The organism is Vibrio aquimaris (genome assembly GCF_009363415.1).
GTDB classification, from domain to species: Bacteria; Pseudomonadota; Gammaproteobacteria; order Enterobacterales; family Vibrionaceae; genus Vibrio; species Vibrio aquimaris.
Window position 1 is genome coordinate 738,338 of the sequence record NZ_CP045351.1, and the last position, 26,132, is coordinate 764,469.

General features: G+C 41.8%; 24 protein-coding genes. 10 read left to right on the plus strand and 14 right to left on the minus strand.

Going from position 1 to position 26,132, the window contains the following annotated elements; all coding sequences use genetic code 11:
• Window positions 1-13: 13 nt before the first annotated feature.
• From FIV01_RS17675 to FIV01_RS17700, 6 genes are read right to left on the minus strand one after another with little or no spacing between them, the layout of a single operon-like run.
• Window positions 14-901 (minus strand): DMT family transporter, encoded by an 888-nt coding sequence (locus FIV01_RS17675; protein WP_152432293.1) that lies wholly within the window; start codon window positions 899-901, stop codon window positions 14-16.
• On the minus strand, window positions 894-2,171 hold the full coding sequence (locus FIV01_RS17680; protein ID WP_152432294.1) for an opine metallophore biosynthesis dehydrogenase: 1,278 nt from the start codon (window positions 2,169-2,171) through the stop codon (window positions 894-896). The genes FIV01_RS17675 and FIV01_RS17680 overlap by 8 nt, the downstream gene beginning before the upstream one ends.
• Before the next feature lies 1 nt (window position 2,172).
• Window positions 2,173-2,958 carry a nicotianamine synthase family protein gene (locus FIV01_RS17685; protein WP_152432295.1) on the minus strand — a complete coding sequence of 262 codons (786 nt, stop codon included), beginning with the start codon at window positions 2,956-2,958 and terminating at the stop codon, window positions 2,173-2,175.
• Between the two features lie 37 nt (window positions 2,959-2,995).
• A complete protein-coding gene (locus FIV01_RS17690; protein WP_152432296.1) occupies window positions 2,996-3,751 on the minus strand; it encodes an ABC transporter ATP-binding protein in 756 nt (251 codons plus the stop codon).
• Window positions 3,748-4,785, minus strand: coding sequence for a FecCD family ABC transporter permease (locus tag FIV01_RS17695; RefSeq protein WP_152432772.1), 1,038 nt, complete (start codon window positions 4,783-4,785; stop codon window positions 3,748-3,750). The genes FIV01_RS17690 and FIV01_RS17695 overlap by 4 nt, the downstream gene beginning before the upstream one ends.
• 42 nt (window positions 4,786-4,827) lie before the next feature.
• Entirely contained in the window at window positions 4,828-5,871 is a 1,044-nt protein-coding gene (locus tag FIV01_RS17700; RefSeq protein WP_343040094.1) for an ABC transporter substrate-binding protein, read from the minus strand.
• 255 nt (window positions 5,872-6,126) lie between these two features.
• Here FIV01_RS17700 and FIV01_RS17705 point away from each other — a divergent pair, with 255 nt between their 5' ends.
• The 3 genes from FIV01_RS17705 (at window position 6,127) to FIV01_RS17715 (ending at window position 7,352) form a co-directional block, all read left to right on the plus strand.
• A complete protein-coding gene (locus FIV01_RS17705) occupies window positions 6,127-6,441 on the plus strand; it encodes a DUF535 family protein (protein ID WP_281361456.1) in 315 nt (104 codons plus the stop codon).
• 194 nt (window positions 6,442-6,635) lie between these two features.
• Window positions 6,636-6,971, plus strand: a complete 336-nt coding sequence (locus FIV01_RS17710; protein WP_152432299.1) for a DUF5992 family protein — start codon at window positions 6,636-6,638, stop codon at window positions 6,969-6,971.
• Window positions 6,972-7,034: 63 nt separating this feature from the next.
• Window positions 7,035-7,352 carry a heavy metal-binding domain-containing protein gene (locus FIV01_RS17715; protein ID WP_152432300.1) on the plus strand — a complete coding sequence of 106 codons (318 nt, stop codon included), beginning with the start codon at window positions 7,035-7,037 and terminating at the stop codon, window positions 7,350-7,352.
• A 67-nt stretch (window positions 7,353-7,419) separates the two neighbouring features.
• On the opposite strand, the gene FIV01_RS17720 is transcribed toward FIV01_RS17715, so the two are convergent.
• The 3 genes from FIV01_RS17720 to FIV01_RS17730 all read right to left on the minus strand — a co-directional run bounded on the left by FIV01_RS17720 (window position 7,420) and on the right by FIV01_RS17730 (window position 9,068).
• Window positions 7,420-7,710: a hypothetical protein gene (locus tag FIV01_RS17720; RefSeq protein ID WP_152432301.1), complete on the minus strand. Its 291-nt coding sequence runs from the start codon at window positions 7,708-7,710 to the stop codon at window positions 7,420-7,422.
• A gap of 192 nt (window positions 7,711-7,902) precedes the next feature.
• Entirely contained in the window at window positions 7,903-8,301 is a 399-nt protein-coding gene (locus FIV01_RS17725) for an ACT domain-containing protein (RefSeq protein ID WP_152432302.1), read from the minus strand.
• Window positions 8,302-8,360: 59 nt separating this feature from the next.
• Window positions 8,361-9,068, minus strand: a complete 708-nt coding sequence (locus FIV01_RS17730; protein WP_152432303.1) for a substrate-binding periplasmic protein — start codon at window positions 9,066-9,068, stop codon at window positions 8,361-8,363.
• Between the two features lie 200 nt (window positions 9,069-9,268).
• On the opposite strand from FIV01_RS17730, the gene FIV01_RS17735 reads away from it, so the two are divergent.
• From FIV01_RS17735 to FIV01_RS17760, 6 genes are all read left to right on the plus strand, one after another.
• Window positions 9,269-11,326 (plus strand): amidohydrolase, encoded by a 2,058-nt coding sequence (locus tag FIV01_RS17735; RefSeq protein ID WP_246210471.1) that lies wholly within the window; start codon window positions 9,269-9,271, stop codon window positions 11,324-11,326.
• Between the two features lie 328 nt (window positions 11,327-11,654).
• Window positions 11,655-12,380: a substrate-binding periplasmic protein gene (locus FIV01_RS17740; RefSeq protein ID WP_152432304.1), complete on the plus strand. Its 726-nt coding sequence runs from the start codon at window positions 11,655-11,657 to the stop codon at window positions 12,378-12,380.
• Between the two features lie 221 nt (window positions 12,381-12,601).
• Window positions 12,602-13,483 carry a 2OG-Fe dioxygenase family protein gene (locus tag FIV01_RS17745; protein ID WP_152432305.1) on the plus strand — a complete coding sequence of 294 codons (882 nt, stop codon included), beginning with the start codon at window positions 12,602-12,604 and terminating at the stop codon, window positions 13,481-13,483.
• An 86-nt stretch (window positions 13,484-13,569) separates the two neighbouring features.
• Window positions 13,570-14,709, plus strand: a complete 1,140-nt coding sequence (locus FIV01_RS17750; protein WP_152432306.1) for a sugar diacid recognition domain-containing protein — start codon at window positions 13,570-13,572, stop codon at window positions 14,707-14,709.
• Between the two features lie 137 nt (window positions 14,710-14,846).
• Entirely contained in the window at window positions 14,847-16,112 is a 1,266-nt protein-coding gene (locus FIV01_RS17755) for a GntP family permease (RefSeq protein ID WP_152432307.1), read from the plus strand.
• 48 nt (window positions 16,113-16,160) lie between these two features.
• Window positions 16,161-17,297 (plus strand): glycerate kinase, encoded by a 1,137-nt coding sequence (locus tag FIV01_RS17760; protein ID WP_152432308.1) that lies wholly within the window; start codon window positions 16,161-16,163, stop codon window positions 17,295-17,297.
• A gap of 80 nt (window positions 17,298-17,377) precedes the next feature.
• Here FIV01_RS17760 and FIV01_RS17765 read toward each other — a convergent pair whose 3' ends face one another.
• The gene (locus FIV01_RS17765; RefSeq protein ID WP_152432309.1) at window positions 17,378-21,406 is read right to left on the minus strand and encodes a hypothetical protein; all 4,029 of its coding nucleotides are present in this window, start codon (window positions 21,404-21,406) and stop codon (window positions 17,378-17,380) included.
• A 157-nt stretch (window positions 21,407-21,563) separates the two neighbouring features.
• Window positions 21,564-22,307, minus strand: a complete 744-nt coding sequence (locus tag FIV01_RS17770; RefSeq protein ID WP_152432310.1) for a tRNA-dependent cyclodipeptide synthase — start codon at window positions 22,305-22,307, stop codon at window positions 21,564-21,566.
• Window positions 22,308-22,642: 335 nt separating this feature from the next.
• Here FIV01_RS17770 and FIV01_RS17775 point away from each other — a divergent pair, with 335 nt between their 5' ends.
• A complete protein-coding gene (locus FIV01_RS17775; RefSeq protein ID WP_152432311.1) occupies window positions 22,643-23,347 on the plus strand; it encodes a DUF445 domain-containing protein in 705 nt (234 codons plus the stop codon).
• A gap of 37 nt (window positions 23,348-23,384) precedes the next feature.
• On the opposite strand, the gene FIV01_RS17780 is transcribed toward FIV01_RS17775, so the two are convergent.
• From FIV01_RS17780 to proW, 3 genes are all read right to left on the minus strand, one after another.
• Window positions 23,385-23,861: an Lrp/AsnC family transcriptional regulator gene (locus FIV01_RS17780; RefSeq protein ID WP_114785371.1), complete on the minus strand. Its 477-nt coding sequence runs from the start codon at window positions 23,859-23,861 to the stop codon at window positions 23,385-23,387.
• 220 nt (window positions 23,862-24,081) lie between these two features.
• Window positions 24,082-25,089 carry a glycine betaine/L-proline ABC transporter substrate-binding protein ProX gene (proX, locus tag FIV01_RS17785; protein WP_152432312.1) on the minus strand — a complete coding sequence of 336 codons (1,008 nt, stop codon included), beginning with the start codon at window positions 25,087-25,089 and terminating at the stop codon, window positions 24,082-24,084.
• Complete coding sequence (gene proW / locus FIV01_RS17790; RefSeq protein ID WP_152432313.1) at window positions 25,086-26,132, minus strand: glycine betaine/L-proline ABC transporter permease ProW; 1,047 nt, start codon at window positions 26,130-26,132, stop codon at window positions 25,086-25,088. Before proW ends, proX begins: the two co-directional genes overlap by 4 nt.

Genomic DNA, 26,132 nt, shown 5'->3' on the forward strand with positions numbered 1-26,132 from the left:
CACTCTATGTTCATTAGCTGGTACGAAGTGGTTTATCAGCCGCATCTGCGGGCGTGTTACTCGGCTCCTTGGTCTTTTTCCAAGACAAAGCAATACAGGCGACGACTATCATGCATCCCCCCAAGACTGTCATCCAACTTGGGATTTCCTGCCAAAAGATAACGCCCCACAACACATTAAATACCAACCCTATGTAACGTGTACCTGCCACTACCGCAGCATTCTCATGAGTAAACGCCTTGGTCAAAAAGATTTGTCCGATAAGCGATACAACTCCAATGGCGATAAGGTAGAGCCAAGTCGCTCCCTGAGGCATGACAAAATCATCTTTCATCAGATAACCAGATACCAACATGGCGGTCATCAAGAAATAAAAAACAATCTCATAGGTGTGGTGTCGCTTGCTTAAGTGTCGAATTGTGATCGATGCACCTGCCGCAAACAAAGCACTGGCGACCCCAGCAAGCGCATAAATGTTAAACGACTGATAATCAAATGGGTTCGTGACTAGCCCAACCCCTGCAAGCACCACAGGAAGCAAGAATTTCGCTTTAGCGGGTAAACGCTCCCCTAATACAAAGTGCGATAAGACAATCACAAAAAAGGGCGACAAATACGCCAAAATGGCAGCATCAGCCAATGGAATATGGGCGATCGTATAGACAAAAGCCAACAGATAGAAAGCGCCAAATAAACCTCTCAGCACCAACAGTGGTACACCTGTGCTCGACAAAGTCACCTTGGCCTGCCACATTAAACCGAGCACTAATACACTGCCAATAGCACTGCGGAAAAACACAATTTCTGCACTGGGGATGGTTAAACTGGCTGCTTTAATTAGCGCGTTCATCACGCTAAAAACGAAAGCGGAGAAAATGGCAAGCGCCACACCTTTATTCATGATTCACTCCTAGATCAGAAGGCAGCCATGCGAGACCATGACTCGCTTGGTCTTGATTGGATTGGTTAAATGGGTTTTCGAGCCCTCGCTCAAGTAACCATTGCTCAAAAACACCCAGCACTTGATTAATCGACGTACAATCAATACCGCAATAACTCGACAGTGATTGCAGCCAATACAGTGCTTGTAAGTCTTCACTTGGGATTCTAGGCCAGTATGCTTTTTCAAGATCACCTTTGGCAAAAGGTACCGCGGAGAAATCAAAATACCGTCCATCCTTATCTGGAGTAGAAAAAGGATCAATTAAGATCGCGCTATAACGAACATAAAGGCGATATTCTTGTTCTATAGGCGTGCAGTCCGTAAAGGTATCAATTTGATCACGAGACAAACTTTGCTCACGAACGGGATAGTTATCATCGTTTAAAAACTGTAATAAGTTAAATGATTGGCCACCGAGCTTTTCAATCAGAGCAGACACATCTCGCCACAAGGACACCATGGTTTGCATTGCCAATGGCGTGATCGGCCCTTCTGGGAATAATTTGTACATGTACTTCTTATCCCCCGTCTCAGCAAAAATATGATCAAGTGAAAAGGGGTTAATAAACAATGCAGAATGAACGTAAAGCGTAATATTACGCCCCTCAACACTGAATCCACTTTTCAGTGTCTGAATTTGAGTATTAACTAAATTCAATGCTTCTTTAAACAGTGAGAATATACCATGTTCGTTTTGGCTAACATGGGCATAGACACGTTTTTTGACTGCTTTTGTGATCACTCGCAGCGTGTGTTCTTTGGGTTCAAATTTCGTTGCTGCAAAGTAATTAGAAAAGACCACTACGTTGGGTGTTATCCCTTGCTGGGCAAAGAAACCTTGGGTGATTTGATGACCCCCAAACCAGGATGAAAGCAGCACGACTTCCTTCACTCGTGTCAGACTTTCTATGGGTAACCCATTTAACACCGAAACTAGAGCATACGCGGGAGTCGCAATAACGATGCACTCCCAATCACCGTCAACAAGATCCAGATCTGGGTATACCGAGTCAATGCAGGCTGACTTTGCCAAGCAAGACAAGTTTTCTTTCGCTGCATCAACTTGAACGCAGTCCCCATGGGTTAACCTGTCAACGCGAGCTTGCCAATGGGAGGATCGACGGCTGACCATACCAAGATGTGAGCAGTGTGGTCGAAGTAATGTCGCGGTTTGGATAGCCGCAGGGCCTGCTCCAACAATTAATAATCGCCCTATTTGATGAGTCATATTAGGCTCTCTCCATTATGACAGTATCGTAAATGGCCGTTAAGTTCTCGAGACGACGCGTCTCCCACCCTTCCATCAACTCTGGATTGAAGGGATAGTTAAATGCAGACTTAATTCCATTACCAAAGCGTACCAACACGCGATGAGAAGGAGTTAGAAAGGGCTTCAAGCGGTTCAATATCTCCCATTTATGCTCGACCAACGAAGCAACCAATATATGAGTCGGCTTAAAATCATTAAACTCAGTGAGCAGGTCCTGACAGCCAAAGCTGGTTGGCAGTGCATCATGATCAAGGTCGTTAGCCATACTCACTGCGTGCTCATCAATATCAACGCCGTGTACAGCCGCGCCAGTCAGCTTTGCTATGGTAAACGCAGACAATGGATATGATCCTGAACCGATAAACAAAACTCTAGAGTCTGGTGTCACACTGGCACTATCGAGCTCAATGTGTACAGTGTTGGACAGCTGGTTTAAGTAATCGGTGATATCCAATTGATGAGACTTAGCGCATTTAGACTGGTGCTTTTCTAGCACACATAGGGCCCGAATCGAGGTTTCACGCAAGCGTTTCAGTTGTCTATCGTGTTCAGGATGACGTTTAAGCTCATCACTTAAGTCTTGTATCGATTCTGTCATGATCCAAGCACAAAGCTCATCAAGCTTTTTTTGCAGTAATGCAAAGCAGTCACAGCTCTCTACGCTGTATTGGGTCAGTGTTTCTATCTGAGATTCAAATGTCGAGATAGCCACTAACAATTCATAATGGCGATAGGTCATCGGCATAAGTAGTCCTTGTGTATTTTCTTCTTATATTGTTGAGCTAGAGACAATGCGGCGTTATGTGGAGATGCCCTTTATTACACTGACCAACATCCACATCAACTTGATACACGTGGCTAAGCAGCTGCTGATCAAGTACATCGCTTGGTGATCCTGCTTTTTGAACTTTACCTTGATCAAGCAACAGCAAATGATCGCAATAGCGTGCAGCCATAGAAAGATCATGTAATACCGCTATGGTGATGCATTGATGTTCATGCGTGTAATCTTTTGCTAGCGCCAGCACTTGTACCTGGTGTTTTAGGTCTAACGCACTGGTCGGCTCGTCTAACAGTAAAACGGATGGACGACCAACTAATGCCTGAGCCATTGAGACCAATTGCTGCTGACCACCACTTAAATGAGAAAAGGTACGAGCGGCAAGATGAAGCAAACCAAGATCTCTCAAAATAGATTCGGCGGTGTGTTCCTGCTCTGGAGTAATGCGCCAATTTAGCGAATGAACCAAGCCCAGCAACACCACTTCAATCACAGTAAGCTGGCTGGAAGATTTATTGAGTTGGCACAAGTAAGCATATCGATTGCGTGGAATGCTTTGACCATCGTCTAGAAATGCACCCAAACTCCCTTGGCTGGGAATTAATCCCATCATTGTCTTTAATAAAGTGGTTTTCCCTGCGCCATTAGGGCCAAGAATGGCAGAGAACTCACCTGATTTGAATGTCGCGTTTATCGGTGTCAGTATTGATTTTCCACCTATTTTAACCGCAACATCTTTGAGCGACAGACGCTTCATAGCCCACCCCGACGTTTAAGTAACAAATAAAGAAGAAACGGCACTCCAACTAAAGAGGTGATAATACCTATTGGAATAATTGTGCCAGGAATGAGCACTTTACCGACCAAGGAAGATACACAAAGCAATAAGGCACCCATTAATGTCGACAAAGGCAAGTAAAGGCGCTGGTCTTCACCGACTAAAAGGCGCGCAAGATGTGGAGCAACCAAACCAACAAAACCAATCGTACCAACAAAAGACACAGCGCCGGCAGTCAGTAGCGAGCAGAGTAAAAACATTTCCAATCTGAGCTTTCGGGTATTAACACCAAGCGCCTGTGCACGTTCCTCTCCTGAAGATAAGGCCGTCAACGCCCATACTCTGGGAAGAGAAAACAGCAGACCAATAATGAGGATCACACCAGCCACTGCAAACGATAACCAAGAGGCTTTCAACAAACTCCCAAATAGCCAGAACACGATTTGTTGAAGAACTTCTGGTGATGCTAGATATTGGACTAAAGACTGCAAAGCCTGAAAGAAAAACAGCACCACAATCCCAGCTAGAATGAGGATTTTAGCGTCCATATTCTGGGAGCGGCCGATAAAATAAATCACTAAGCTTGCGATTGCTGAAGCAATAAAAGCAGTGATAGGCACCCCAAGCCAAGCAAGACCAAAGAGAGAAAACCCAGTGAGCAAGGCCGTCGCGGCACCAAAGCCAGCAGCAGCAGAAATCCCCAAGGTGTAGGGGCTTGCCAGCGGATTGGCGAGCAAGGTTTGCATTAAACCTCCCGCCAGCCCCAGCGAAGCACCTACCACCAAACAGGTAAGCGTGACGGGAAGGCGCAAATGCCACACTATAGTGGTCGACAGCGTATTCCCTTGTGGGCCGCCAAGTAAAGCATCAGCCACACTGTCTAAACTTATCCAAGACGCTCCCGTACAAATATCCAAAAAAATAGAAATACAAAGCGCGATAAAAGTAATCAACAAAGCGCGGTATCGCCTTTGCTGGATTTTTCTGTAAACCCCGCCCTTATTTAAATTCATCTCATGAGAATGAGCACTGGATTGCACATTTCCTAGCATGACTTAACTATCCACCTTGATCATGAATGTTCCAGAGAGTTTTTGCGGCATGTATTGCTCAAAAAAAGCTCGGTGATGTGCCATAGGATCCACGTCCTTAAACGCCTCTGGATAGATAGATTTAGCGAGAAACTCAAGAAATATATGGTCATAGATAGTCCGAGTACCAGAGTGATACATACCATATACATGACCTTGCTTGACGGCGGTGATGTGCTCCCAGCCAGCTCTCTCAAGATACGGATGATAGGTAGCTTGCGCATCTTCTGCTTTGGTACCAAAACCTAGCAAAGCACTGCCATTATGTTTAGCCCAATGCGCACCGGAAATGAAGATAACTTCAGGGTCTTGGCTGAGCACATATTCGGGGGTCAGGTGTGCAGAACCATCAATTTTACCATTGGCAATGTTGTTGGCCCCTGCGATGTTAAGCAAGTTTCCCCACATCGCATTCGCATAAGACTTACCATACTCCGCAGCTCCACCTGTACCAATTTCCACATAAACTCGTCTTTGTGGATGTTGACTCAGATACTTAGCCACTCGTCTTTGCACATCATTAACGGTTTGTTCATAGTCTTGAGCAATGGCTTCTGCCCGCCCTTCAGTTCCCATGACTTTGCCTATCACTCTCGCACTTTTTAAATGTCGCTCTAAAGTTTGTGCATTAAAATCAACGACAACGACTTTAATACCGCTTTTTTCAAGCAAAGCGACCTTGTCACCCAAGGCATCGTATTGCCATGCTGCCAGCAAGGCGACATCTGGTTTAGTAGTGAGGAGCGACTCGAAATCGAAGGTTCCGGTGTAAATGGATCCAGAATCAGTAATGGTTTCAATTTCAGGAATGATGTCACGATACGTTTGCCACTGTGACTGACGATAGTCTTTCCAAGAATGACGAGGGAAAATAGCCACTTTCTTGTATGCATCTGGACCTGCAATAGCCAGATAGTCTTCGAAATAAAAACCTAAGAATATGCGCTCAGCAGGCGCTTCCAAAGTGATATGCCGACCCAGCACATCTTCAACCTCGATTTTGGCCATAGCTGGTAGGTTTAGGCCTAACAAGAGAGTAACAAGCAGAATGCACTTATATATTGCCTTTTTCATTTTTAATACTATTCAAAAATTACTATCGAATGAAATGTTATATCATAACATTATAATTTGAAACAAGTTTTATAGTTCATAACATTCAAATAGATTATCAAAATGCATTCGCGGGCATATTAGTGATACAAAGCAAACTTATCGCTTATGTATAACTTTGTCGTAAGCCTCTGACAAACCAAAGCGCTTATTGTTGAACTGACCATAATGTTTGCTCGCCACTTTGGTTTATCGAACGCCTATTGTGTCACCAACAAAGGTCATGTCTATAATGCGTCTGATTACAGAAGTAGAAGACAACGCAAAAAAATGATGTTTGACTATGACGCATTCTGTAGCGAAATGAGTGGCATCAAACAAAGCCCCTATCAATTTAAACTACCGATAGAGAGTATTCGCCGAGATTTAGACGATCTAAACCGGACAAAGCGAAAAATGTATCGCAAGCGCTACGAAATGCTCGACCTCTACGAGGAAAAAATTAGGGCATCACTTGCGGCGTAAATGTCTGGCTTGAGAAAGTCAATTATCAATTCCCAAAAGGAGCGACAAAGATGTTGGTGATCGTAGCGAATAAATAGCCACTTATCACCTTTTTAGTACTGAATTAGGGAAAATGGTTATATATTTAATTCAAAATATAAAAATTTTATATTTATTCGCATATTCAGACCATTTACTCGATTAGGCTTATATAAATGATCAAATATTTATCACTACTAATTTTTATGTTATCGACATCTGCGTATGCAGGTTGGATTGCTGAACAAACAAAAGTTATCGCTGTCGAAAGCACTTCTGGAAATACCGATACATTCACAGCCATAGTGAGAGGTGGCAGTGGAGCTTGTGTATCATTAATGGGGGACAATCTTATCTATTTCCCACACTCTGAGGCAGCCACATCCGACATACATAATCGTACTTACTCAATGCTATTGGCAGCCCTTACTTCTGGGGCTAAAGTATCCATATATAATTATGCTGATAACTCTTGCCAAAAAGCAGTTGGTGTAAGAATGATAAATGAATAGTTTGAATGCTGTTCAAAATCGTCACTCTGCGAATTACAACACTACATTATTAAAGGCTAGTCAATGATCTACACAACCACAGAAACGATTCCGGGCAGAGAGATTGAAACCGTGCTAGGCATTGTGAATGGCAATATTGTCCAATCCAAACACGTTGGACGAGACATTATGGCCGGACTTAAAGGCATTGTCGGTGGTGAGCTGAAAGGCTACACCGAAATGTTAACTGAAGCGCGTGAAATCGCTATTGAGCGTCTCGTTCAAGACGCGGCTAAGTTAAATGCAGATGCTGTGGTCGGGATTCGATTTACAACCAGTGCGATTACTGACGGAGCATCAGAACTTATGGTGTTTGGAACTGCGGTAAAGCTCAAAGCCTAAACAAGGTTAGTATAGGCCCAAGCCTTAAATACTTATTGGGCCTAATATTTAACCAAGTATTAATGGGTTAATTGGACTTCTTCTTTTTTTTAAAAATGGATTTATACACTTCGATGAAAAAGTTAGCTATAGCACTTTCAGGATGTGAGTTTGAGTACTCTTGTATGACATGAATAAAATTAGATTTGTATTTTTCGACGGCTTCTTCACTCGATTGCGCAAGTATCACATCACCATCAACTTCAAATCCAGCCTTTATTAATTGATCCTTCTCGGCAAGAAATGTTTCATCTTCCATGTTTAGGTAAGTAAAGTTTTCTCTACCAAACTCTTGATTATAATAAAACTGAAACTTCATATTAAAATTTAATTTCCATTAAAAATGATACAGCTACACTCTGAACAGAATATGTAACATATCCACTGATGAAAATTATATTCAAATGACAATATTGTAAAGCGTTTTAATATAAAACAATCAATGCCTAATATGTTGATAATATAATAAATTAATCATTTATAACATTAAGTGTATGGCTCAGTTTTATATCTAGTTCTGACTAAGCTCCATCAATGCCGCAAGGGCAGCATTTGCTTTACTTGCTGGAACAAAAATGTGGTCGTGATAATAGGCAGCGATAACATTTGCGCTGATGCCTTTTGATGCTAACTTGGTCGACACTGCTGCGGTCAGGCCAACCGCTTCTAAGCTCGAATGCACGGTTAATGTTATTTGGCGATAAATACCTTCAAAGTCTATACCCGACTTTTCGGCCATGTCTTTTTCAAGCACAAGTGTTAAGCCTTCTGCTTCGATAAAACTAGCGAGGGGCTTGACCTTAGTATAATTTTGAAGGTCATCTTTTACAGTGCAAAAAACAAATTCACCATCGCTCAGCTTAGGTTGCATTGATAAAAGTAGTTGGTCTAGATCCGTAATACCTGACATCTATCATTTCCTTGATTGTGGCTTTAAATGCAGATTAAAACATTAGAGGCCAATAGATGTCAGGAATTTTTGTATTTGGTGTTTATTTTGTCCTGCATACCTTCTTGGATAAGTTTGTCCAAAGCCTTTTGGAGTTTCTCTATTGTTGCGTCCTCCACTTGTCGATTACAGGCAAGACCCATCTTAAGTGCAAAAATATCAATCACTTTCTCTATCGGTTGACCTTGATCAACCATTGCCAGATAACGGGACTCAGCTAAAGCCACCATATCAACTCTTCCTGCAAGTAACTTAAGAATCGATTGGTCTACATTGGCCGCACTATCTAGACTAATAAAACCTTTATCTTTCAGGTAGGCACCTGCCACATCCTCATTTTGGATCCCAATTCGATATTTCATTGCCTCATCAATAGTGCGAACGCTCACGCTGCTTTGTTTCGATTTTACTAGGATCGACATATTTAAAGACAGGGGTTCAACCCACTTAAAAAGGTGGCTCCTTTCAGGCGTGTGTGATGTAGTGAATACACAGGTATTGGCTTCAGTTAACGCTTTGTTGTACGACCTAGCCCATGGAAAGACTCGCATTTCATAATCTATGTCTGCAAGACTGAATATTGCTTCAACCTGCTCAGTAGCAATTCCCTTCAAAATTCCATTTTCTGTGTAGCTAAGAGGCGCGTACTCTTCAGTGTTAATGATAAGCTTGCCATTTACAGAGGTAGCAAACAAAGCAATAAAAAGCGTGAATAAAATGGGTTTCATACCAGGCCTTATCAATCATCCATAAGATTATTGGAGACCTATCACATAAATGATGGTTCAGGACACGTGCCTGAAATAAGCAACCTAGATTAATACAGGTGCATCAATGCACTCACTGCTAAGCTGGTAAAAATAATTTTACTATTAACGACTGTATTACTGGCCCAAATACTTTAACCTATCGATTAGGAATCGGATTTATGTCGACACCAAAATCTCAAGTTAGCCAAACGCACAATTGTACCATGCATCATCATGAAAAAGGCCTGAATTGCTCATGCTGCAACCCTATATGGCAATACCTAATACCATCCGACAACGATACTCCTTCAGAACACTTCTTGAACAGCCACCCCTTGAAAGCAAAACCAAGAATTTTCAGAGTGGACCCAAACCTTCAAATACGTGATGGAAGCATTCTTACGTTAAAAGATGGCATTGAAGACTATGTCGAAGCTATTGGTATAGGGTGTGAGAATGAAGATAGTGGAGCAAAAATTAAAGCTGTAGGCAGCTATGAAGAGGTTAAGAAGGTAATGGGGACGCTCTTTTCCTCAACCAGCATCGAAGAGCAATGGGTCCGTGATGGAAATATTTTAATGCCAGGCCTTATTGAACCACATTTGCACATAATTCCGTCAGCAATATTCAACTTAATGATTGATCTTGGTCCATTTAACGGCCAAGTTCTCAAACAAAAATACACGCAGAAAGTTGTTGTAGATTCACTCGAACCAAAAGGCTTCCCCTTCCTTGACAAAAACCAAAAAACTGAAAATTGGTGGGTAATGGGCAAAGACTTAGATCCTTCTTTATTTACTGATGAAAACAAAGCCTTTAATGCCAAAATATTAGAAAAAGCGAAGTGTGGTAACGATTACCCTATCTTTATCATGAATGCTTCCATGCACCTTGCCTATCTCAACCAAACCGCTATCAATAAACTCGATAAGAAAGTACTAGGATTTAATATTAGCGCTGACGGTATACTTAAAGAAAGCGACCAAATTCTACCTGTTATTGTAGCTATAATGGAGAAGATGCCTCCTACTCAGAAAAAGTACTTTGCAAGTAATTTCCACAAGAGTATTGAACATTTTTTCAAGACGGCAAGTAGCAGAGGTGTAACTTATATGCTGGATGCGGCTGTATTACCCGCAGTCCCTAGCTCAGATACAACCGGTTCAGAGACTGCAGGCCACCCTTCGTTAACGAACCAACCAGAATACTTAAAATCAATTGCAACTGAGCATTGCCCTGTGAGGATATCTGGCGCATTGCTTGCCGAATCACTTAAAGATTTTAGAGACAAGATTGAACCGTACTATTGCGCTACCGGAAGTGGAAACGAAAATTTTAACCTGCCATTTATCAAGGTCGTATCCGACGGCTCAAATCAAGGTTTAACTGGCTATCAATTTACACCTTACCAGTGCGATGAAAATTATGTTGAATTCGCTCAACTGAAAGAGAAAAAGTTAAATGAACAAACCAACACTGGTATTTTTAACTACGGCTATCCACTGGAGTTTAGCAGGCTAGTAACCGAAGCTATAGTTAACGACTGGTCACTTATGATTCATGCTAATGGCACTCATGCCATTGAACGAACCATTGCCGCTTTTGAATACGCTAAAGAACATGCATCAAAATATGAAAACACTAGAAATCGAATCGAACATGCGTCTCTATTAAGCGATAAAAACCTCTCCGACATGCAAAACCTTAATTTATCGCCGAGTTTTCTTATAGGACATGTTGGCTATTGGGGAGAAGTATTCCAAAATACGATCCTTGGTCAAACGAGAGCAGAACACTTGGATCGCTGTCATTCAGCTATTCATAAGCACGGTATGCGTATTAGTCTTCACAGCGATTATAGTGTCTCACCAATTGGACCATTACGTATGATGGAACAGGCTATTGGTCGCGTAATGGAAGCTGATCCAAATAGAGAAATATTAAATGTGAGTGAAAGAATTTCACGACTTGAAGCTTTGAAATCTGTAACTATCGATGCTGCTTGGCATTGTCATGCTGAACAATGGGTCGGCTCACTCGAGGTTGGGAAATGTGCTGACTTGGTATTACTCGCCAAAAACCCACTCGATGAGAAAGCGTCTCGTGTTACCGGTATGCGAAATATCTGTGTTTTAGAAACATGGAAGGGAGGAGTCAAAAGGTATTCCGATAAAGACTCGAAGGCCGAGAACTCTCTAGAAAAGGATAAGAATAAAGAAACAACACTACCAGCTTAACCATATAGCTCACAAACGATAGCGAATATGCGAGTCAACTGGCTCGCATATATAAGGCAAGCTAGACCGTATAGAAATGCAACAACTTGATTTAGTGGTATCGAATTGACTAACACCCTCTAGAATAGCAACTCTAGCCCTAACCTACTGTTCTGTATATTTATACATCAAACAAAGTTATTCTGCATACTTCTAAAACCTCATAGAGATGCTAAAAAATCTTTGATAAAACTCATATACTTGCCCTTAACGACATAACACCGCAAATTATTGCCTAAACTATTACCTAGAAAATAATTTTGTCGCAGACAACAAAACAGGCTTTGCAATGAAGGCACTAATACTCAGCGTATTCATTTTGATATTCAGTCAAGTATCATATGGAAAGAATCTAATAATCGGTGTGGAAAATATTGATTATCATCCTATCTCTTCGATTAAGTCTGGTGAGTATGCTGGCTATGCAAGAGAGCTGCTTGACCATTTTGCAAAAGAATACAATCACAACATAACATATCGGCCACTACCCATTGTTCGTCTTTTTCATGAACTTGTTGAAGATGAAATAGATTTAAAATTTCCTGACAACCCTAACTGGGCAAGCGATTTTAAACAAGGCACCGATATAACATACAGTCAATCAGCATTGAGCTATACCGATGGCATCATGGTTTCCGCCGACAAACTTGGTCAAACCAAACTCAAAACTTTAGGCATAGTAAGAGGCTTTACTCCTTATGCGGTCATTAATGAGGTGAACCAAGGAGCAATCAAGGTCAAAGAGTTCAATAACATTAAAACTCTCATCAGTATTTTCCTCAATAGAGGCGATGTTGAAGGTGTATATTTTAATGTTGCCATAGCAAGCTATACCATGAGATCACTTGGGATCGATGATGAAATCATTGCCTTTGATTCCTCTCTCCCACACATCAATGGTGATTACTTTCTATCAACGGTGAAACATACAGATATCATCAAAGAGTTTGATGAGTTCTTGGAAAGAAATTCTTCATTTGTTGAAAAATTGAAAGAGAAGTACGGTCTAAATTAGAAGAACTCTAGATGATTTATCCCCTATAACAATTCCCCTTAGGCTAAATAGGAAGTGATTGCTCAATTACACTCTATGCACATAATTTTGCTAGAAAAATTCACACTTTCATCTCCTAAACAAGTAAAAATAACAAGAAAAGTAGTCTTAAGCCTTTAGGTGAATACAATGGCAAAAATTTGTCATCCACAGACTTAAACTTGATAAAGGGATTAATCATTTTGACTATTTCAAACGGTCCAATCGAGGTCTTCTCAGAAAAATCGTGTTCAGGCTTACTCAAAGAAAGTTATTTAAAAGTGTTCCAAGAAGCTCCTTGGGACAAATACTTACACAGACAATGCCAATTAGAGTGGATAACCAACCAAGAAGATTTATTTGGCTCGTCAATGCTCACTGTTGGTGACAAACACGAGTTTTACCTTGGTATTTTGTCCGTCGATGAGCTTGTTAAAAAGTTAAGCTCTAGCGTTGACTTAGAGGAGGTTAAACACTCCATAGAAATGATAAAACCCTCCAGAAAAAGATTTATCAGCAGTGCCATCGCAACCATAGTTGACGGCAATATAACTGGCTTACAGAGGGTTAAAACCAAACCATTTGGGCAAGCATTGGCAGAGATTGAACATAGCGAAAAAATCGATTTCAGAAGCTTACCACGAGTATTTACAGAATTACCTCAGCAGTATTTTAACGATGACCTTGTGCGCTTTATCGAGTCCAACATCAAAAGAGCGGTGCACAGTAACCCTAAAATAAAGATGTTAAACATCACGGTTCATCACACCTGTATTGTCTGTGACAAGAACAGCGATGGAACAAATTCTCCAGAAGGTATACACCAAGATGGCAGTGATTACCTAGTGTCGGCTTATGTCCTAGATCGCTGTAACATAGAAGGTGGAGCTAGCGTTATTTTTGGCGAAGATAAATCAAATGAAATACTACGCACAACGCTAGATGCAGGGTATGGGATATTCCAGCCCGACCTTCATACCAGCTTATGGCATTATGTTGAGCCGATCAAAGTAGCTAGAGACGCATCATTTGGTTGGCGTTCTTCCGTGGGTCTAGATCTCGATATTATGGAATTATATCCCTAACAATATAAGCTTTGGTCGTATTAATCCTAATGGTCGTTATGCTATGTTAGCCCTGTTGATAAGCCTGAGCGAAAGATCCTTCGAACATGCAGTTAAATTCTTTAATCGCAAAACAAATTGTTGAGCGTGCGACCAAAATCATTCAGTACCCCGTTAACGTCATGGATGAACATGGACACATCATTGGCTCGAGCGATCCAAGCCGATTAAACAAACTCCATGACGGTGCTCTATTGGCAATCCATGATAATCGTGTTGTCGAAATCAGTGATGAGACTGCAAAGACTTTAATGGGGGTAAAACAAGGCATTAATTTGCCCATTTTACATCAAGACAAGGTCATTGGTGTGGTCGGCATTTCGGGCAACCCTGACGAGGTGCGCCGCTTTGGAGAAATGGTCAAAATGACCGCAGAGTTGATTGTCGAGCAAGCAGATTTAATGGCTCAGATTCAGTGGAATAAGCGTCATCGAGAAGAACTCCTATTGCAGCTTATTCAAGGCTCGACATTAAATGAAACGCAATTGCTATCGATAGCGGAACGATTGGACCTAGATCTGTCTCAACCAAGGGTAGCTGCAGCTATCAAGGTGATACCAAAACAAGGGCAACCTTTAACACTAGAGCAGCTACAAAAGCTGGTCCATCTACTGGAATACCCTGAACGAGATAACATAGTCGGTATTGTTTCAGTATCGCAAAATGAAGTGGTGGTACTTAAACCCATCACTGTCGTGAACCAATCATGGAGCAAAACAGAAGAGAATAAGCGAGTCAAACGCCTGCTCAAACGAATCAGTCAAGAGACCGACTTTTCAATTCAAATTGCCATCGGAGACTATTTTCCCGGTTTGGTTGGTCTGTCTCGCTCTTATGAAACAGCGAAGGCTACCTTATCTTGTAGTAGTAACAAGCAAGCTATCCTTTTTTATCAAGATCATAAACTATCGGTGCTTATTGATGGTTTGATGCAAGATGAATGGCGTAAAGCACAAGTCAGCCAACCTATCCATCTATTAAAACAAGAAGATGCTAAAGGCATCTTGATAAAAACTTTGATTGTATTTTTTGCACAGAATTGCGATCTTGCTCAAACTTGTGCAGAACTCCATATCCACCGTAACACATTAAGATACAGATTAGATAAGATAGAACACATAACTAGACTTAAAATCAATAACATAGATGAGAAAACTCAACTTTATTTGGCTTTAAAGTGTATGTAAATCCTCCACATTAATTGTATATTTGCACAAATAAATATCATTAACAACAGAAAATATTGTCATTTTGCCTAAAGATTTATTCTCATTCAGCGACTAGTCTGCGTTCAGTTTCATCAATAAGCGAGAATAAAAATAATATGATAGAAGTCACTACTCTTGGCGCATTGACCGCTTTGGTTGTCGCCATTACCCTTATACTGAAGAAAGTCCCGCCTGCATATGGAATGATCATCGGTGCCCTCATCGGTGGTGTTGTTGGTGGGGTCTCTCTCACAGAAACTGTCGGTTTGATGATTGGCGGCGCGCAAGGCATTGTTACGGCAGTACTGCGCATACTAGCAGCTGGTGTGCTCGCGGGTGTACTGATTGAATCAGGCGCAGCAACCTCAATTGCAGAAACCATAGTCAAAAAAGTTGGTGAAACGCGCGCTCTACTAGCTTTGGCAGTCGCGACCATGATTCTCACTGCTGTAGGAGTGTTTGTCGATGTAGCGGTTATTACCGTCTCTCCGATTGCACTTGCCATCGCTCGCCGCGCCGATCTATCAAAAACCGCTATCTTATTGGCCATGGTCGGTGGTGGTAAAGCAGGTAATGTCATGTCTCCTAATCCCAATGCCATTGCAGCAGCAGATGCCTTTGACGTCCCCCTTACATCAGTAATGGCGGCAGGTATTATTCCTGGTTTGTTTGGCTTGGCGCTGGCCTACCTGATTGCAAAAAAATTAGTCAATAAAGGCTCAAAGGTCGAAGCCACTGAAGTGATCGATATCGACCATTCTCGCATCCCCAGTTTTAAACTTGCTATCGTGGCCCCTTTGGTTGCTATCGTCCTTTTATCACTACGCCCTATTGCGAATATTAATATTGATCCACTCATTGCCTTGCCTCTAGGTGGACTGCTTGGCGCGCTTGTCATGGGACGCTTTGCCGATAGCAACCATTTCGCCATTTCAGGGCTTAGCCGAATGGCCCCTGTCGCGGTAATGCTGCTTGGCACAGGCACCTTAGCTGGCATTATCGCTCACTCAGGACTAAAAGATGGTTTGATTGAAGTGCTCACGGCTTCAGGTTTACCTTCTTTTCTCCTTGCTCCAATTTCAGGTGCGATGATGTCATTAGCAACCGCATCCACCACGGCTGGCACAGCTGTAGCCTCCTCTGTATTTAGTGAAACCATTTTACATCTAGGTGTACCCGCTTTGGCTGGGGCGGCTATGATTCATTCAGGTGCAACTGTACTTGATCATATGCCTCACGGCAGTTTTTTCCATGCCACTGGCGGCGCACTTCATATGGATATTAAAGAACGCCTAAAGCTCATTCCCTACGAGTCTGTCGTCGGTCTCATGATCGCTTTTGTCTCAACAATGATATTTGGTGTGTTTGGTTGGTTTGTTTAAAACCCAGCGCTGCTTAGATGCATGTTAACCTTAGTTTGAGGATAGAAAATGAAAATTGTCATCGCACCTGATTCTTACAAAGAAAGTTTAACCGCAATGGAAGTTGCCACTGCGATTGAACTGGGCTTTAAAAAGGTTATTCCAGAAGCAAATTACATTAAGTTACCAATGGCTGATGGCGGTGAAGGCACAGTGCAATCACTAGTGGATGCAACGAATGGAAGTATTTTAACCGCTAAGGTTACAGGTCCATTGGGCGAAATTGTTGAAGGTTTCTATGGATTATTAGGTGAGGGTTCTACCGCTGTAATTGAGATGGCTGCAGCATCTGGCCTTCACCTCGTGGAGCCAGCCAAACGTAACCCTATGCTTACCACCACATTTGGCACTGGTGAGCTAATTAAGCAAGCGTTAGATTCAGGTGTCACACATATCATTCTCGGTATTGGTGGCAGTGCAACCAATGATGGTGGCATGGGCATGGCACAAGCACTCGGCGCTCGTTTCTATGATAAATCAGGCTCAGACTTGGGATATGGAGGTGATGCTCTATCTGAACTAGCAAGAATCGATCTATCCGGCTTGGACAAACGTTTAGCAGATGTAACACTGGAAGTTGCCTGTGATGTTGACAATCCGTTATGCGGCCCTAAAGGCGCATCCCATGTTTTTGGCCCACAAAAAGGCGCCACACCAGAAATGGCGGAGCAACTTGACATAAACCTTGCCCACTTCGCTGATGTGATTCGTCAAACGACTGGTATAGAAGTCATCAACCAAGCGGGAGCTGGTGCAGCAGGTGGGCTAGGTGCGGCGCTGCTTGGTCTATTGAATGCAAAGTTGCGCGCTGGAATCAATATTGTGACGGACTTTGTAAAGCTTGAACAAGAAGTCAAAGACGCCACTCTGGTGATCACAGGTGAAGGGCGTATCGACAGCCAAACCATTTATGGTAAAACACCAATTGGCGTAGCTAGGATTGCTAAACAGTATCAGCTACCCGTTATTGGTATTGCCGGAAGCGTGTCTAAGGACTGTCATGTGGTGCACAAACACGGTATCGATGCGGTTTATAGTGTTGTCCTTGGTGCGACTGACCTTTCCACCGCGTTAAAAGAAGCAAAATCAAACATTGAAATAACAGCACGAAATATAGCTTCAGCGCTCGCGCTCCGTCTGAAATAACCACTGAGTTTACAGTGTAAAGGCCGCTATTTTGCGGCCGATGATACTTGTGGAACTTCAACTAAAGGTAACCTAGGTGGCTATTCAATATTAATGACCAAATAGGCTGAGCCTTTAATATCAATACTTTTTATTGTTTTATACCCAAAGCTTTCCCCATAGTCTGTCAACATAAACACGGTTGCTTTTACATTATCTGTCGCTAAAAGTGTTTTAAATGCCTCTGGATTACTTTCAAGCGTTACTCTTATTCCGTTCGCACGCGCGACCCTACCTCCGATAGCGTCAATCACCTGTTGTGTACCACCATTTTGGATGCTCGCTTGAATCGACATTGTTAAATTTTTAGGATCGACTTTTGCTGCTAAGTACGCGTTGTACATAATGTCAGCATAAGTAAGTGTTTTACTATAATCATCACTTTTATAAGATGATGACGTTGTGATTGATTTTCCATCTTTGGATACATACAAATCATAAGCAGCTTTTGGTAATTCTCCTTCGGGTGTCTGCTTAGCGCCTATTTTGAAGTGTTCTGTCTCCCCTTCAATAAACGCCTTCACATTCACCGGTGGCTCTGATTTCTGATCTACTTTAACGAAATTTTTGTAGTGGGTTTCGAAGGTACCCGCTGTACTTTTCGCGGGCCTCCTTTCCAGAATACTATCTGTCAATCGTACCCAGTTTCTATCACCTTTTGCATACATTTCTGCAAACCATGCATCATTTTCAATAGGTTTATTAAAAGTTGTGGCTAAGCTAAATCTTGTTCTTGTCGGTACTCCTTGACTCGGTAATGGAGGCAGTCGGTTCGGTATTGAAGGTGGCCGAGGTACTAGTGGCGGCGCAGGTAACCTCTCAACAGGCGGAGGCGGCGGTATAGGCGCGCCTCCTACTGGAGGCATAATCCCATCAGGTAACCTCGGCGGATTGGGGTTACCTAAGAAATAGCCAAACTTGCCGTTCACCCAGCCCGTTTTTCCACCAGTCTTAAATTTAAAGAATGCAGACACTTTTGCAATGGCTGGCCTTGTCGGTAAAGGAAGAGGGACCAAAGCTTCATACAAAGCAGCGGCCATAATAACCGCACTTTTCTGAGAGCTCGCCAATACTTTAGCGCTCATTCCTCGAGCCACATATCTAAGCAAGCGTCCGCCTGTTAAACCTTTTGCCATTCCAGATATAAGTGCTCGCATACCTTGTTTACTCAGTGTGGCGGTCAATTGGCCAACTTTACCTGCGGCGCTAAATAACGGCATGATGGACAATAAATCGAGTAAAATCGTTCCGCTGTCAGCCGTGTATCTTCTGTCTGTCGTTCTGTTATAAATGGTTTCATAAAAAGGCACTATCGCCTTGATAAATTTGTGGAATCCATGGGTATCATCAAAGGCTGCCTGAAAGTCAATCGCTAATGTATCGAGCGCTTCTTTTATACCGCATGGCAAGGTATCTGACACGATCGAACCTATTTCTATTGGCTTAGCATGTGTATCTTTTACCAGTGTATAAAAAGGATGTACTGCATGCTTAAATGGATTGGTATCGCCATCATAAAGCAGTGAAACAAAGTTTTTTGCCGCCCAATCACAAAATAGCCCCGTGTATCTTTTGAAGTGCCTTGGTGCCTCTTCTGGCATCAACCATGCTTTTTCAAACGATGATAGTCCCGATTTTTCTATCGAACCCATAAATCGAGATAACTCCTCTTCTTCTACCACTTTCGATTTAGGCTCACCAAAAAAATTCGAGAATAAAAGATATCTTCCCGAAGACAACTGCATAACAAGGCATCTTCCCGGTATGTATTGACAAGGATTGGATTCTGGTCGAATTGTCCCGCCTCGACCATCACCATATTCACCTAATGATCGTCCCATAATAACAAATGACTTCAGCGTCTTTGGCGGTTCTACTATTTCTTCAATGCTCAAACCGTTATTTGCTAATACTAATGCTGATATTTGGCTCGCATCAAATTCACTACTGCCATTTTCTTGGTAGTCATAGAACTGATTATTGTACTCTTCTCTACTAGTCGACTGGCTGTATTTTATAAAGTCTGAAAATGTTCTATATGATTCTGGTTTTGGCTGATTTACCAGATCTCTAAAAGGGTTATGACTTTCTCTATCTGTGTAAAACACATCAAACATTTTCTCTAGATTAAAATGCGTTAAACCTTCATTTATCAATAGGTGATAGATAAGTGGCTCAAGAAGGCGAATCTCTTCATCTTTGCTAGATAAAGTCTCAGCAAGCTTACTAGTAAAGACAATATCTTTATAATTATTAGTGGTTTTGTACTCTTTTATCTGATTTATGGTTTCTGATGAGTTTAACAGTCTTAGGCAAGAAACTAGATCGTGATAGTCTTGCTCCACATAACCAATGAGCTCTGTTTCATTCGGCCACAGAGAAGGAGAACACTCTACTGTTAACTCGTCTAACTTTTTCTGGATGTTTGCCATTCCATCAACTGATAGAGGTATTGGAAAATCATTAATTCCGGATACTGACAACTCAAAAACTCTAATCATTACCCGTGTTTTGGCCTGAATTAATCCCTCATAAAGTTCAGCATTAATACCCGTATTGTTATTACACAAAACTGATAGCATGATGTTAACTTGACATAAAAAGTCAGCAACTCTGGGAAACGTTTGATCGTTACCTAGACGATTTACCTCGACTTGAATCAAGCGCTCCACTTTATTGGGCAAATCATCTACATGGATAACATCATATAGAAGGTAGTCTTGATATACCTTATTGTCTGCAATGTAGAGGCGGCCTGCATACTCCCTTGTAGCCTTGCCAATAGAAGTTGAGATGCGGTTAGCGCCTTCATCCGACTTTAGCCAAGCCAACACTTTTGATTCAAGCTGCTTTTCATCAAAACTACGGCTAAATGGTAAAAGACGAATCTTAGTTAATTGCTCAAACTCTCGTTGAGACACTCCTACAGGTGGTGTGAGGTTAGACTCTATCCATTTAAAGTACTCATACAACGCATATTGGCGAACACGAAGTGCATTCATTCCTATGTTAGGTGACACTCCGCGTTCAACTCTTCTCTCTTCAACCGCTAGGCGTCGAAAAGTATTTCTAAATCCATTTTCCTTTACGACTCTTTGGATTCGAAGCATTGCCTTGATGTACACGGAAGCGAGAGTCTTGTGTTTTTGTTTCTCTCTTAGCTGCTGGCTTACCAATCTTCTTATGTCTCTTAATTTCTCAAGTCGTGCTCGCTCCTGTGTCGATAAGCTGCCTTTTTCACTGCGTTTAGCTTTCAGCTTGTTAATTTTCTTTAATTGGCGAGAAAGTTTACGTTTAAATTCTCTTACTTGATCCCCATACTGCTTGCGCAGTGTTGCTCTATCCGTCTCTATTGCTGATTTGAAGACCGTTTGGTTGATCGATGTAAAGGCATCTTTAGCAGGTAGAATGAGATCACTTGTCAAGCTAGGGCGAGACACTTGGATACTCGCAATTAAATCCTGAGAGTCAGTGAGTTCAACCAGCTTATCCGCAACAACTGCATTTACTTTTTTCAGTTGCCAAAGCTCATCACCCTCACACTCTTGATTGCTGGAACAAAGCGCAGTTAATATGGCATAGAGTTGACACAAATATTCGCCACTGCTTGAAAATGTCTTGTCATTTTCCATTCGAGCAACTTCAAAACTAATAACCTGCTCAACTCTCTGATAATATTGATTTAAGCTAAGTTCATTTCGATAAAAATTGTCCCTAAACTCTCCCTCTTGCATTGTGTATTTTTCGCTATGAATAGAAGATGCAAACTTCAACTCAGGTGCATGAATTGCTGCAGAAAACTCTTGCTCAGAAAGCCCCATTATACGGCCTGAAAGTTCGCTGGTATCTCGGCGTGCTCGGTGAGTAGCTAGTAGAGTGTCATTTTTACTTTCGCCGTTCGAATATATAGACAAAGACAGTGATTCAAGATCTTGCACCACCTCATTATCTTCACGGCCTTCCTCAACAGAAGAAAGACCTAAACCTGAAAACACCAGAGGAGTCGGATCAGAAGCATAAGACGCCCCTATGAGTAGATGGGGCGGAAGGATTTGGGGGTCATTGGGCACTATAGTTATCCTTATGAGTATCATTATTTAGATACACACAAGATAACTAATCAAACCTACGATGGAGCGTACAAAACAAACATTCAAAGCAAATAGGCAATTGAGTGATTAACTCTGCTAAAATGCCTCAATAATCAAGTAATAGTAATGCTTCAATCTATACCATAGAACCAAGGCTTTTAAATCTTAGAGATACTATTATTAGCTCACGCAGAGCAGAGGGAGCTTCTGGGTGTTGACCGCCGACTACTTCATCAAGAATAGTAAATGCCCCTGGGTATAACATAACGGGTAAATTCTGATCATATAAGCATGCAAATATCGCAAACTCCTCTAAAAAGTACTGAATAGAGCTTTGTATCTGCGGACATTCTTCTGCTTGCTCAAACGATTTAGGTTCGACTTTCTGAAACTGAATAGCAGATGAAATAACTGAGTTTCTAAAATCCAAATCTGTATTGTAAAGTTCTTTTAAGCTCTGGTAATAGTCTTTATATAAATCCGTTCTTTGGACTTCTGAACATCGAACAAACTGAAAGCTGGTTGGCAAATTAAGCCTGCTAATGATTTCCTCTGCCTGTTCAATATACTCTCGCCCCATAGCCAAAGCTTGCTCTAAACACTCTTGTTCAGAGTCAGAGGACTGACGAGCAAGATTTAAGCGATGAATACTGTCACCGACCAATAAGCTGCAAGAGTCAAATCGTTTAGATATCCACTTTAGGACAGCTTCAAGCTTTAATGGGGTGAAGTGATGATTACTTAGGCTAATACCAAGAAAACAGCTCTCTAATTGATGAAAATTACTACGCCTTTCACAGGGAAAAACGCGAGAAACCTCTGTTTTGTAGCGCTTCCTCTTCGTTAAGTGATCGCTCTTTTCTACTGCTAATTCATTCATTTCAACCTCACAAATTGACGAAAAATAATCACTTCACCACATAAAAATGGCTGATTCGATTTAAATAGTATGATTTTACGACCCCATACTATAAAGCGAGTTGAATAATATACTTGTGGGTCTAGGTATCAATGAAATGCTTTACGCTGTGTTTAAAACTGTGATTAATTTAAGTATAAGTTTCCCATTTAAATAATGAATTACTCGCTAAATATTCACACAGCGACCAGTTGGAATATGCTCTAGACGATACTTTACACCATACCCATATTCAATCTAAGCAGCGACTTGGTATATACTCGCAACATCGATATTCAATCAATATTTTATAGAAGATGAACAAAAGCTTACTGACTAATCTACTCGCACTGGCTTTGTTAGCGGCCGGCTACCAAACAGACAATTCGATTGCTTACTATGCAGGGTTATTCGCTTTCTCCGGCGCTATTACCAACTGGCTAGCCATCCACATGCTGTTTGAAAAAGTCCCAGGCCTGTACGGTTCAGGCGTTATTCCAGCCAGATTCGAGGAATTTAAAGCCGCAATCAAAAACCTCATGATGGAGCAGTTTTTTACCGAGCAAAACATCGACCGTTTTCTTAATAAAGAAATGTCGGGAGGTAAAAGCCTAAAACTAGAGCCGATTCTGGAAAAAGTCGACTTTAACCCAACTTTTGACTCTTTAGTTAGCGTGATTGCCAACTCTTCGTTTGGCGGTGCCTTGGCCATGTTCGGCGGCACTGAAGCACTCCAGCCACTAAAAGCACCATTTGTCGAAAAAATGCAGCAAGCTGTGGTTGAGATCAGCCAAAGTGATGCCGTAAAAGAAGCGCTCAAAGATCAATTAGAATCGCCCGCAATGATGGAAGAAATTCAAGCCAACATTGAAAATATCATTGATCAAAGACTTAATGAATTAACGCCAAAACTGGTTAAAGAAATCGTGCAGAAAATGATTAAGCAGCACCTAGGGTGGCTTGTAGTTTGGGGCGGTGTGTTTGGCGGCCTGATTGGCATCGCGTCTTCGTTTATTGCCTAATATCAAGCATTAAAAAGGGAAACAATACTTCCCTTTTTTATAACGTCATGATCAAATCGGCGTTGATGCCGAAGCTGGTTTTATGCTCTTCAATTACCACTTCGCTGCGGGTTTGAATCACACCAGGTAGTGAACCAAGCTTGCTCGACATAAAATCCTGATACGCTTTCATATCTTTGACACGAACTTTAATCATGGTGTCGAAATCACCAGACAGAGAGTAACATTCCTCTATTTCTGGCATGTCTTCAACCGCTTTGGCAAACTTATCAAAAATCGAAAAGCTCGTCTGATCAAGGCGAATATGAATAAACACCTGAACGTCTAATCCAAGTTTCTCTGGGTTCAGCTCTGCGTGATAGCCTTTTATATAGCCTTCTTTTTCTAGGCGTTTTACACGGTCTGAGCAAGGGGAGGTCGTCAAATTGACCGACTTAGCCAGTTCCACAACAGGAAGTCGACCCTTGAGGTTTAAGATACGCAAGATCTCTCGATCGATTCTATCTAAGCTCATTTACTGCCTTTAGGTAAAAGATCATGGCAAAGATAATAATCTATATAACTATACCTAGCCTATGAAAATTGGCGATTATTGTTACACGCGGCACTAAATGTTTTGATGAAATGAGCTATTCACATTATGTTCCATAAACAGAGTTATAGGCTGGACAAAGCTAGACTACTTGGAGCCCCCAACTAAATGGTCCACACCAAGCAGTCAACTCTATTATGAATTACAACGCTGCTTTTTTGGCCTCTGAAATCCATGCATCAAATTGTGAACGATTGGCCTTTATCCAACCATTAACATGAGATTCAATATCGGCTGAACTATTTTTCCCTTGACTCATCATCATGTTTTGAGCACTGACATCATTAATATCTAACTTAATGATTTCAAAAAGCTTAGCGGCTGCAGGATTCTTATCTGTGAAGGCCTTATTGGCCACAATACGCATCGAGTTCATTTCAAACCCATAGTTTTTACCATTCGGCAACGTGGTATCAACATTTTCACGCTCACCGGGCAACGCAGAAAACGGGACTTCAAGCCAAACAACATCTTTTCTTGGTACAAGAACCCCACTCACCCAGTATGGAGTCCAGGTATAATACAGAACAGGATCGCCTTTTTTATAGCGGGATATAGTGTCGGCAATAATCGCCGCATAGTTACCTTGGTTGTGAGTAACCGTATCTTTCAGTCCGAATGCAGTGATCTGCTTTTCAATAACCATTTCACAGCCCCAACCAGGATTACAACCGGTTAGATCAGCTTTACCATCACCGTTAGCATCAAAAAGGCTGGCTAATTTAGGATCCTTCAGTTGCCCAATATTAGTTATGCCATATTTTTCTGCCGTCTTTTTATCGATCAAATACCCCTGTGCTGCACCACTGATGTAATTACCTTGTCGATAAAACTTTTCGTCACCACCTGCCATTGTGTATTTATCAGCATGAAGTGGAAACCAACCAACAGCAAGAAACGTCGCATCGCCCTTCGCGATAGAAGTATAACCAACGTTATAATCCACTTCCTTAGTTTCTTTGACTTGGTACCCAAGCTCTTCAAGAGCACGATTTACAATTAAAGTTTGGAAAGTTTCTTCGGCCACCGTAGATTGCAATGGCTGAACTGTCACGCCTTCACCAGGAAGGCTATCTGCCGATACATAAACAGGATGTAACAATGTAAATAAAGCACTTACTTTCAGTAACTTCGTCCATGAAAGGTTCATTTGTAATTCTCCTCTAGAGATGCTCTGGTAGTTTTCGTTTGTTTAACAAAGCGTAAGACAATAGAAATTGGGCCAGATTGGTACCAACGCGTTTTAGTGTCTCCCGCATTGTTTCCTAACTCTTGGGTTATTCGGTCTAATAAGATCGCAAGAATTACAATACCTAGCCCTCCAACAGCAGCCAGTCCCATATCCAATCGCCCAATTCCTCTTAAGACCATTTGCCCCAAACCGCCAACTGCAATCATTGAAGCTATGACTACCATGGAAAGTGAGAGCATTAGCGTCTGATTTACCCCAGCCATGATGGTCGGTAGGGCGAGAGGTAATTGGATGCGATACAACATCTGTTTTTTACTCGCACCAAATGAATGCCCAGCCTCAATGAGCTCTTCTGGCACTTGTTGTATGCCCAAAATGGTTAATCTAATCACAGGAGGAAGGGCAAAAATGATCGTCACAACGACTCCAGGCACGTTACCAATGCCAAATAGCATGACAATAGGAACAAGGTAAACAAACGCTGGCGTCGTTTGCATAGCATCCAATATCGGCCTAACAAATTTAGCCGCTGTATCACTCCTAGCGAGCCAGATACCGACAGGCAAACCTATCAATAAACAGAAAAATACAGAGGTCATAACCAAGGCTAGCGTTGTCATCGACTGAGACCAAATACCAATCAAGCCTATAAATATCAATGAGATAAACGTCATTATGCCAAGTCGAAGATTAGAAAACTGCCAAGCAAGCAATGACAAAATTAATAACATTATCGGCGCAGGTGTAGAAACAAGTGCGGCTTCGAATGAAGTTAAAATAAAGTCGATGGGCACACGGATAGCTTGAAATACTGGTCTGCCATGGGCTACAAGCCAGTCCAAACCCGACTCAACCCAATTATCTAGGGGTAAAAAAGAATCTTCAAAAGGATTCAATAGGTCAAAATGTTTCTCTTCAACAACGCCAGTATTTAGCCATTCAATAGACTTTTCAGATTGACTTGCACCCCATGGATCCGTCGTGTTTTGCGTGGATGACAT

Coding starts and splice junctions, on each gene's coding strand:
- FIV01_RS17675 (WP_152432293.1), bottom strand. CDS start 901: ATGAATAAAGGTGTGGCGCTTGCCATTTTCTCCGCTTTCGTTTTTAGC.
- FIV01_RS17680 (WP_152432294.1), bottom strand. CDS start 2,171: ATGACTCATCAAATAGGGCGATTATTAATTGTTGGAGCAGGCCCTGCG.
- FIV01_RS17685 (WP_152432295.1), bottom strand. CDS start 2,958: ATGCCGATGACCTATCGCCATTATGAATTGTTAGTGGCTATCTCGACA.
- FIV01_RS17690 (WP_152432296.1), bottom strand. CDS start 3,751: ATGAAGCGTCTGTCGCTCAAAGATGTTGCGGTTAAAATAGGTGGAAAA.
- FIV01_RS17695 (WP_152432772.1), bottom strand. CDS start 4,785: ATGAATTTAAATAAGGGCGGGGTTTACAGAAAAATCCAGCAAAGGCGA.
- FIV01_RS17700 (WP_343040094.1), bottom strand. CDS start 5,871: ATGGCCAAAATCGAGGTTGAAGATGTGCTGGGTCGGCATATCACTTTG.
- FIV01_RS17710 (WP_152432299.1), top strand. CDS start 6,636: ATGATCAAATATTTATCACTACTAATTTTTATGTTATCGACATCTGCG.
- FIV01_RS17715 (WP_152432300.1), top strand. CDS start 7,035: ATGATCTACACAACCACAGAAACGATTCCGGGCAGAGAGATTGAAACC.
- FIV01_RS17720 (WP_152432301.1), bottom strand. CDS start 7,710: ATGAAGTTTCAGTTTTATTATAATCAAGAGTTTGGTAGAGAAAACTTT.
- FIV01_RS17725 (WP_152432302.1), bottom strand. CDS start 8,301: ATGTCAGGTATTACGGATCTAGACCAACTACTTTTATCAATGCAACCT.
- FIV01_RS17730 (WP_152432303.1), bottom strand. CDS start 9,068: ATGAAACCCATTTTATTCACGCTTTTTATTGCTTTGTTTGCTACCTCT.
- FIV01_RS17735 (WP_246210471.1), top strand. CDS start 9,269: ATGTCGACACCAAAATCTCAAGTTAGCCAAACGCACAATTGTACCATG.
- FIV01_RS17740 (WP_152432304.1), top strand. CDS start 11,655: ATGAAGGCACTAATACTCAGCGTATTCATTTTGATATTCAGTCAAGTA.
- FIV01_RS17750 (WP_152432306.1), top strand. CDS start 13,570: ATGCAGTTAAATTCTTTAATCGCAAAACAAATTGTTGAGCGTGCGACC.
- FIV01_RS17755 (WP_152432307.1), top strand. CDS start 14,847: ATGATAGAAGTCACTACTCTTGGCGCATTGACCGCTTTGGTTGTCGCC.
- FIV01_RS17760 (WP_152432308.1), top strand. CDS start 16,161: ATGAAAATTGTCATCGCACCTGATTCTTACAAAGAAAGTTTAACCGCA.
- FIV01_RS17770 (WP_152432310.1), bottom strand. CDS start 22,307: ATGAATGAATTAGCAGTAGAAAAGAGCGATCACTTAACGAAGAGGAAG.
- FIV01_RS17775 (WP_152432311.1), top strand. CDS start 22,643: ATGAACAAAAGCTTACTGACTAATCTACTCGCACTGGCTTTGTTAGCG.
- FIV01_RS17780 (WP_114785371.1), bottom strand. CDS start 23,861: ATGAGCTTAGATAGAATCGATCGAGAGATCTTGCGTATCTTAAACCTC.
- proX (WP_152432312.1), bottom strand. CDS start 25,089: ATGAACCTTTCATGGACGAAGTTACTGAAAGTAAGTGCTTTATTTACA.
- proW (WP_152432313.1), bottom strand. CDS start 26,132: ATGTCATCCACGCAAAACACGACGGATCCATGGGGTGCAAGTCAATCT.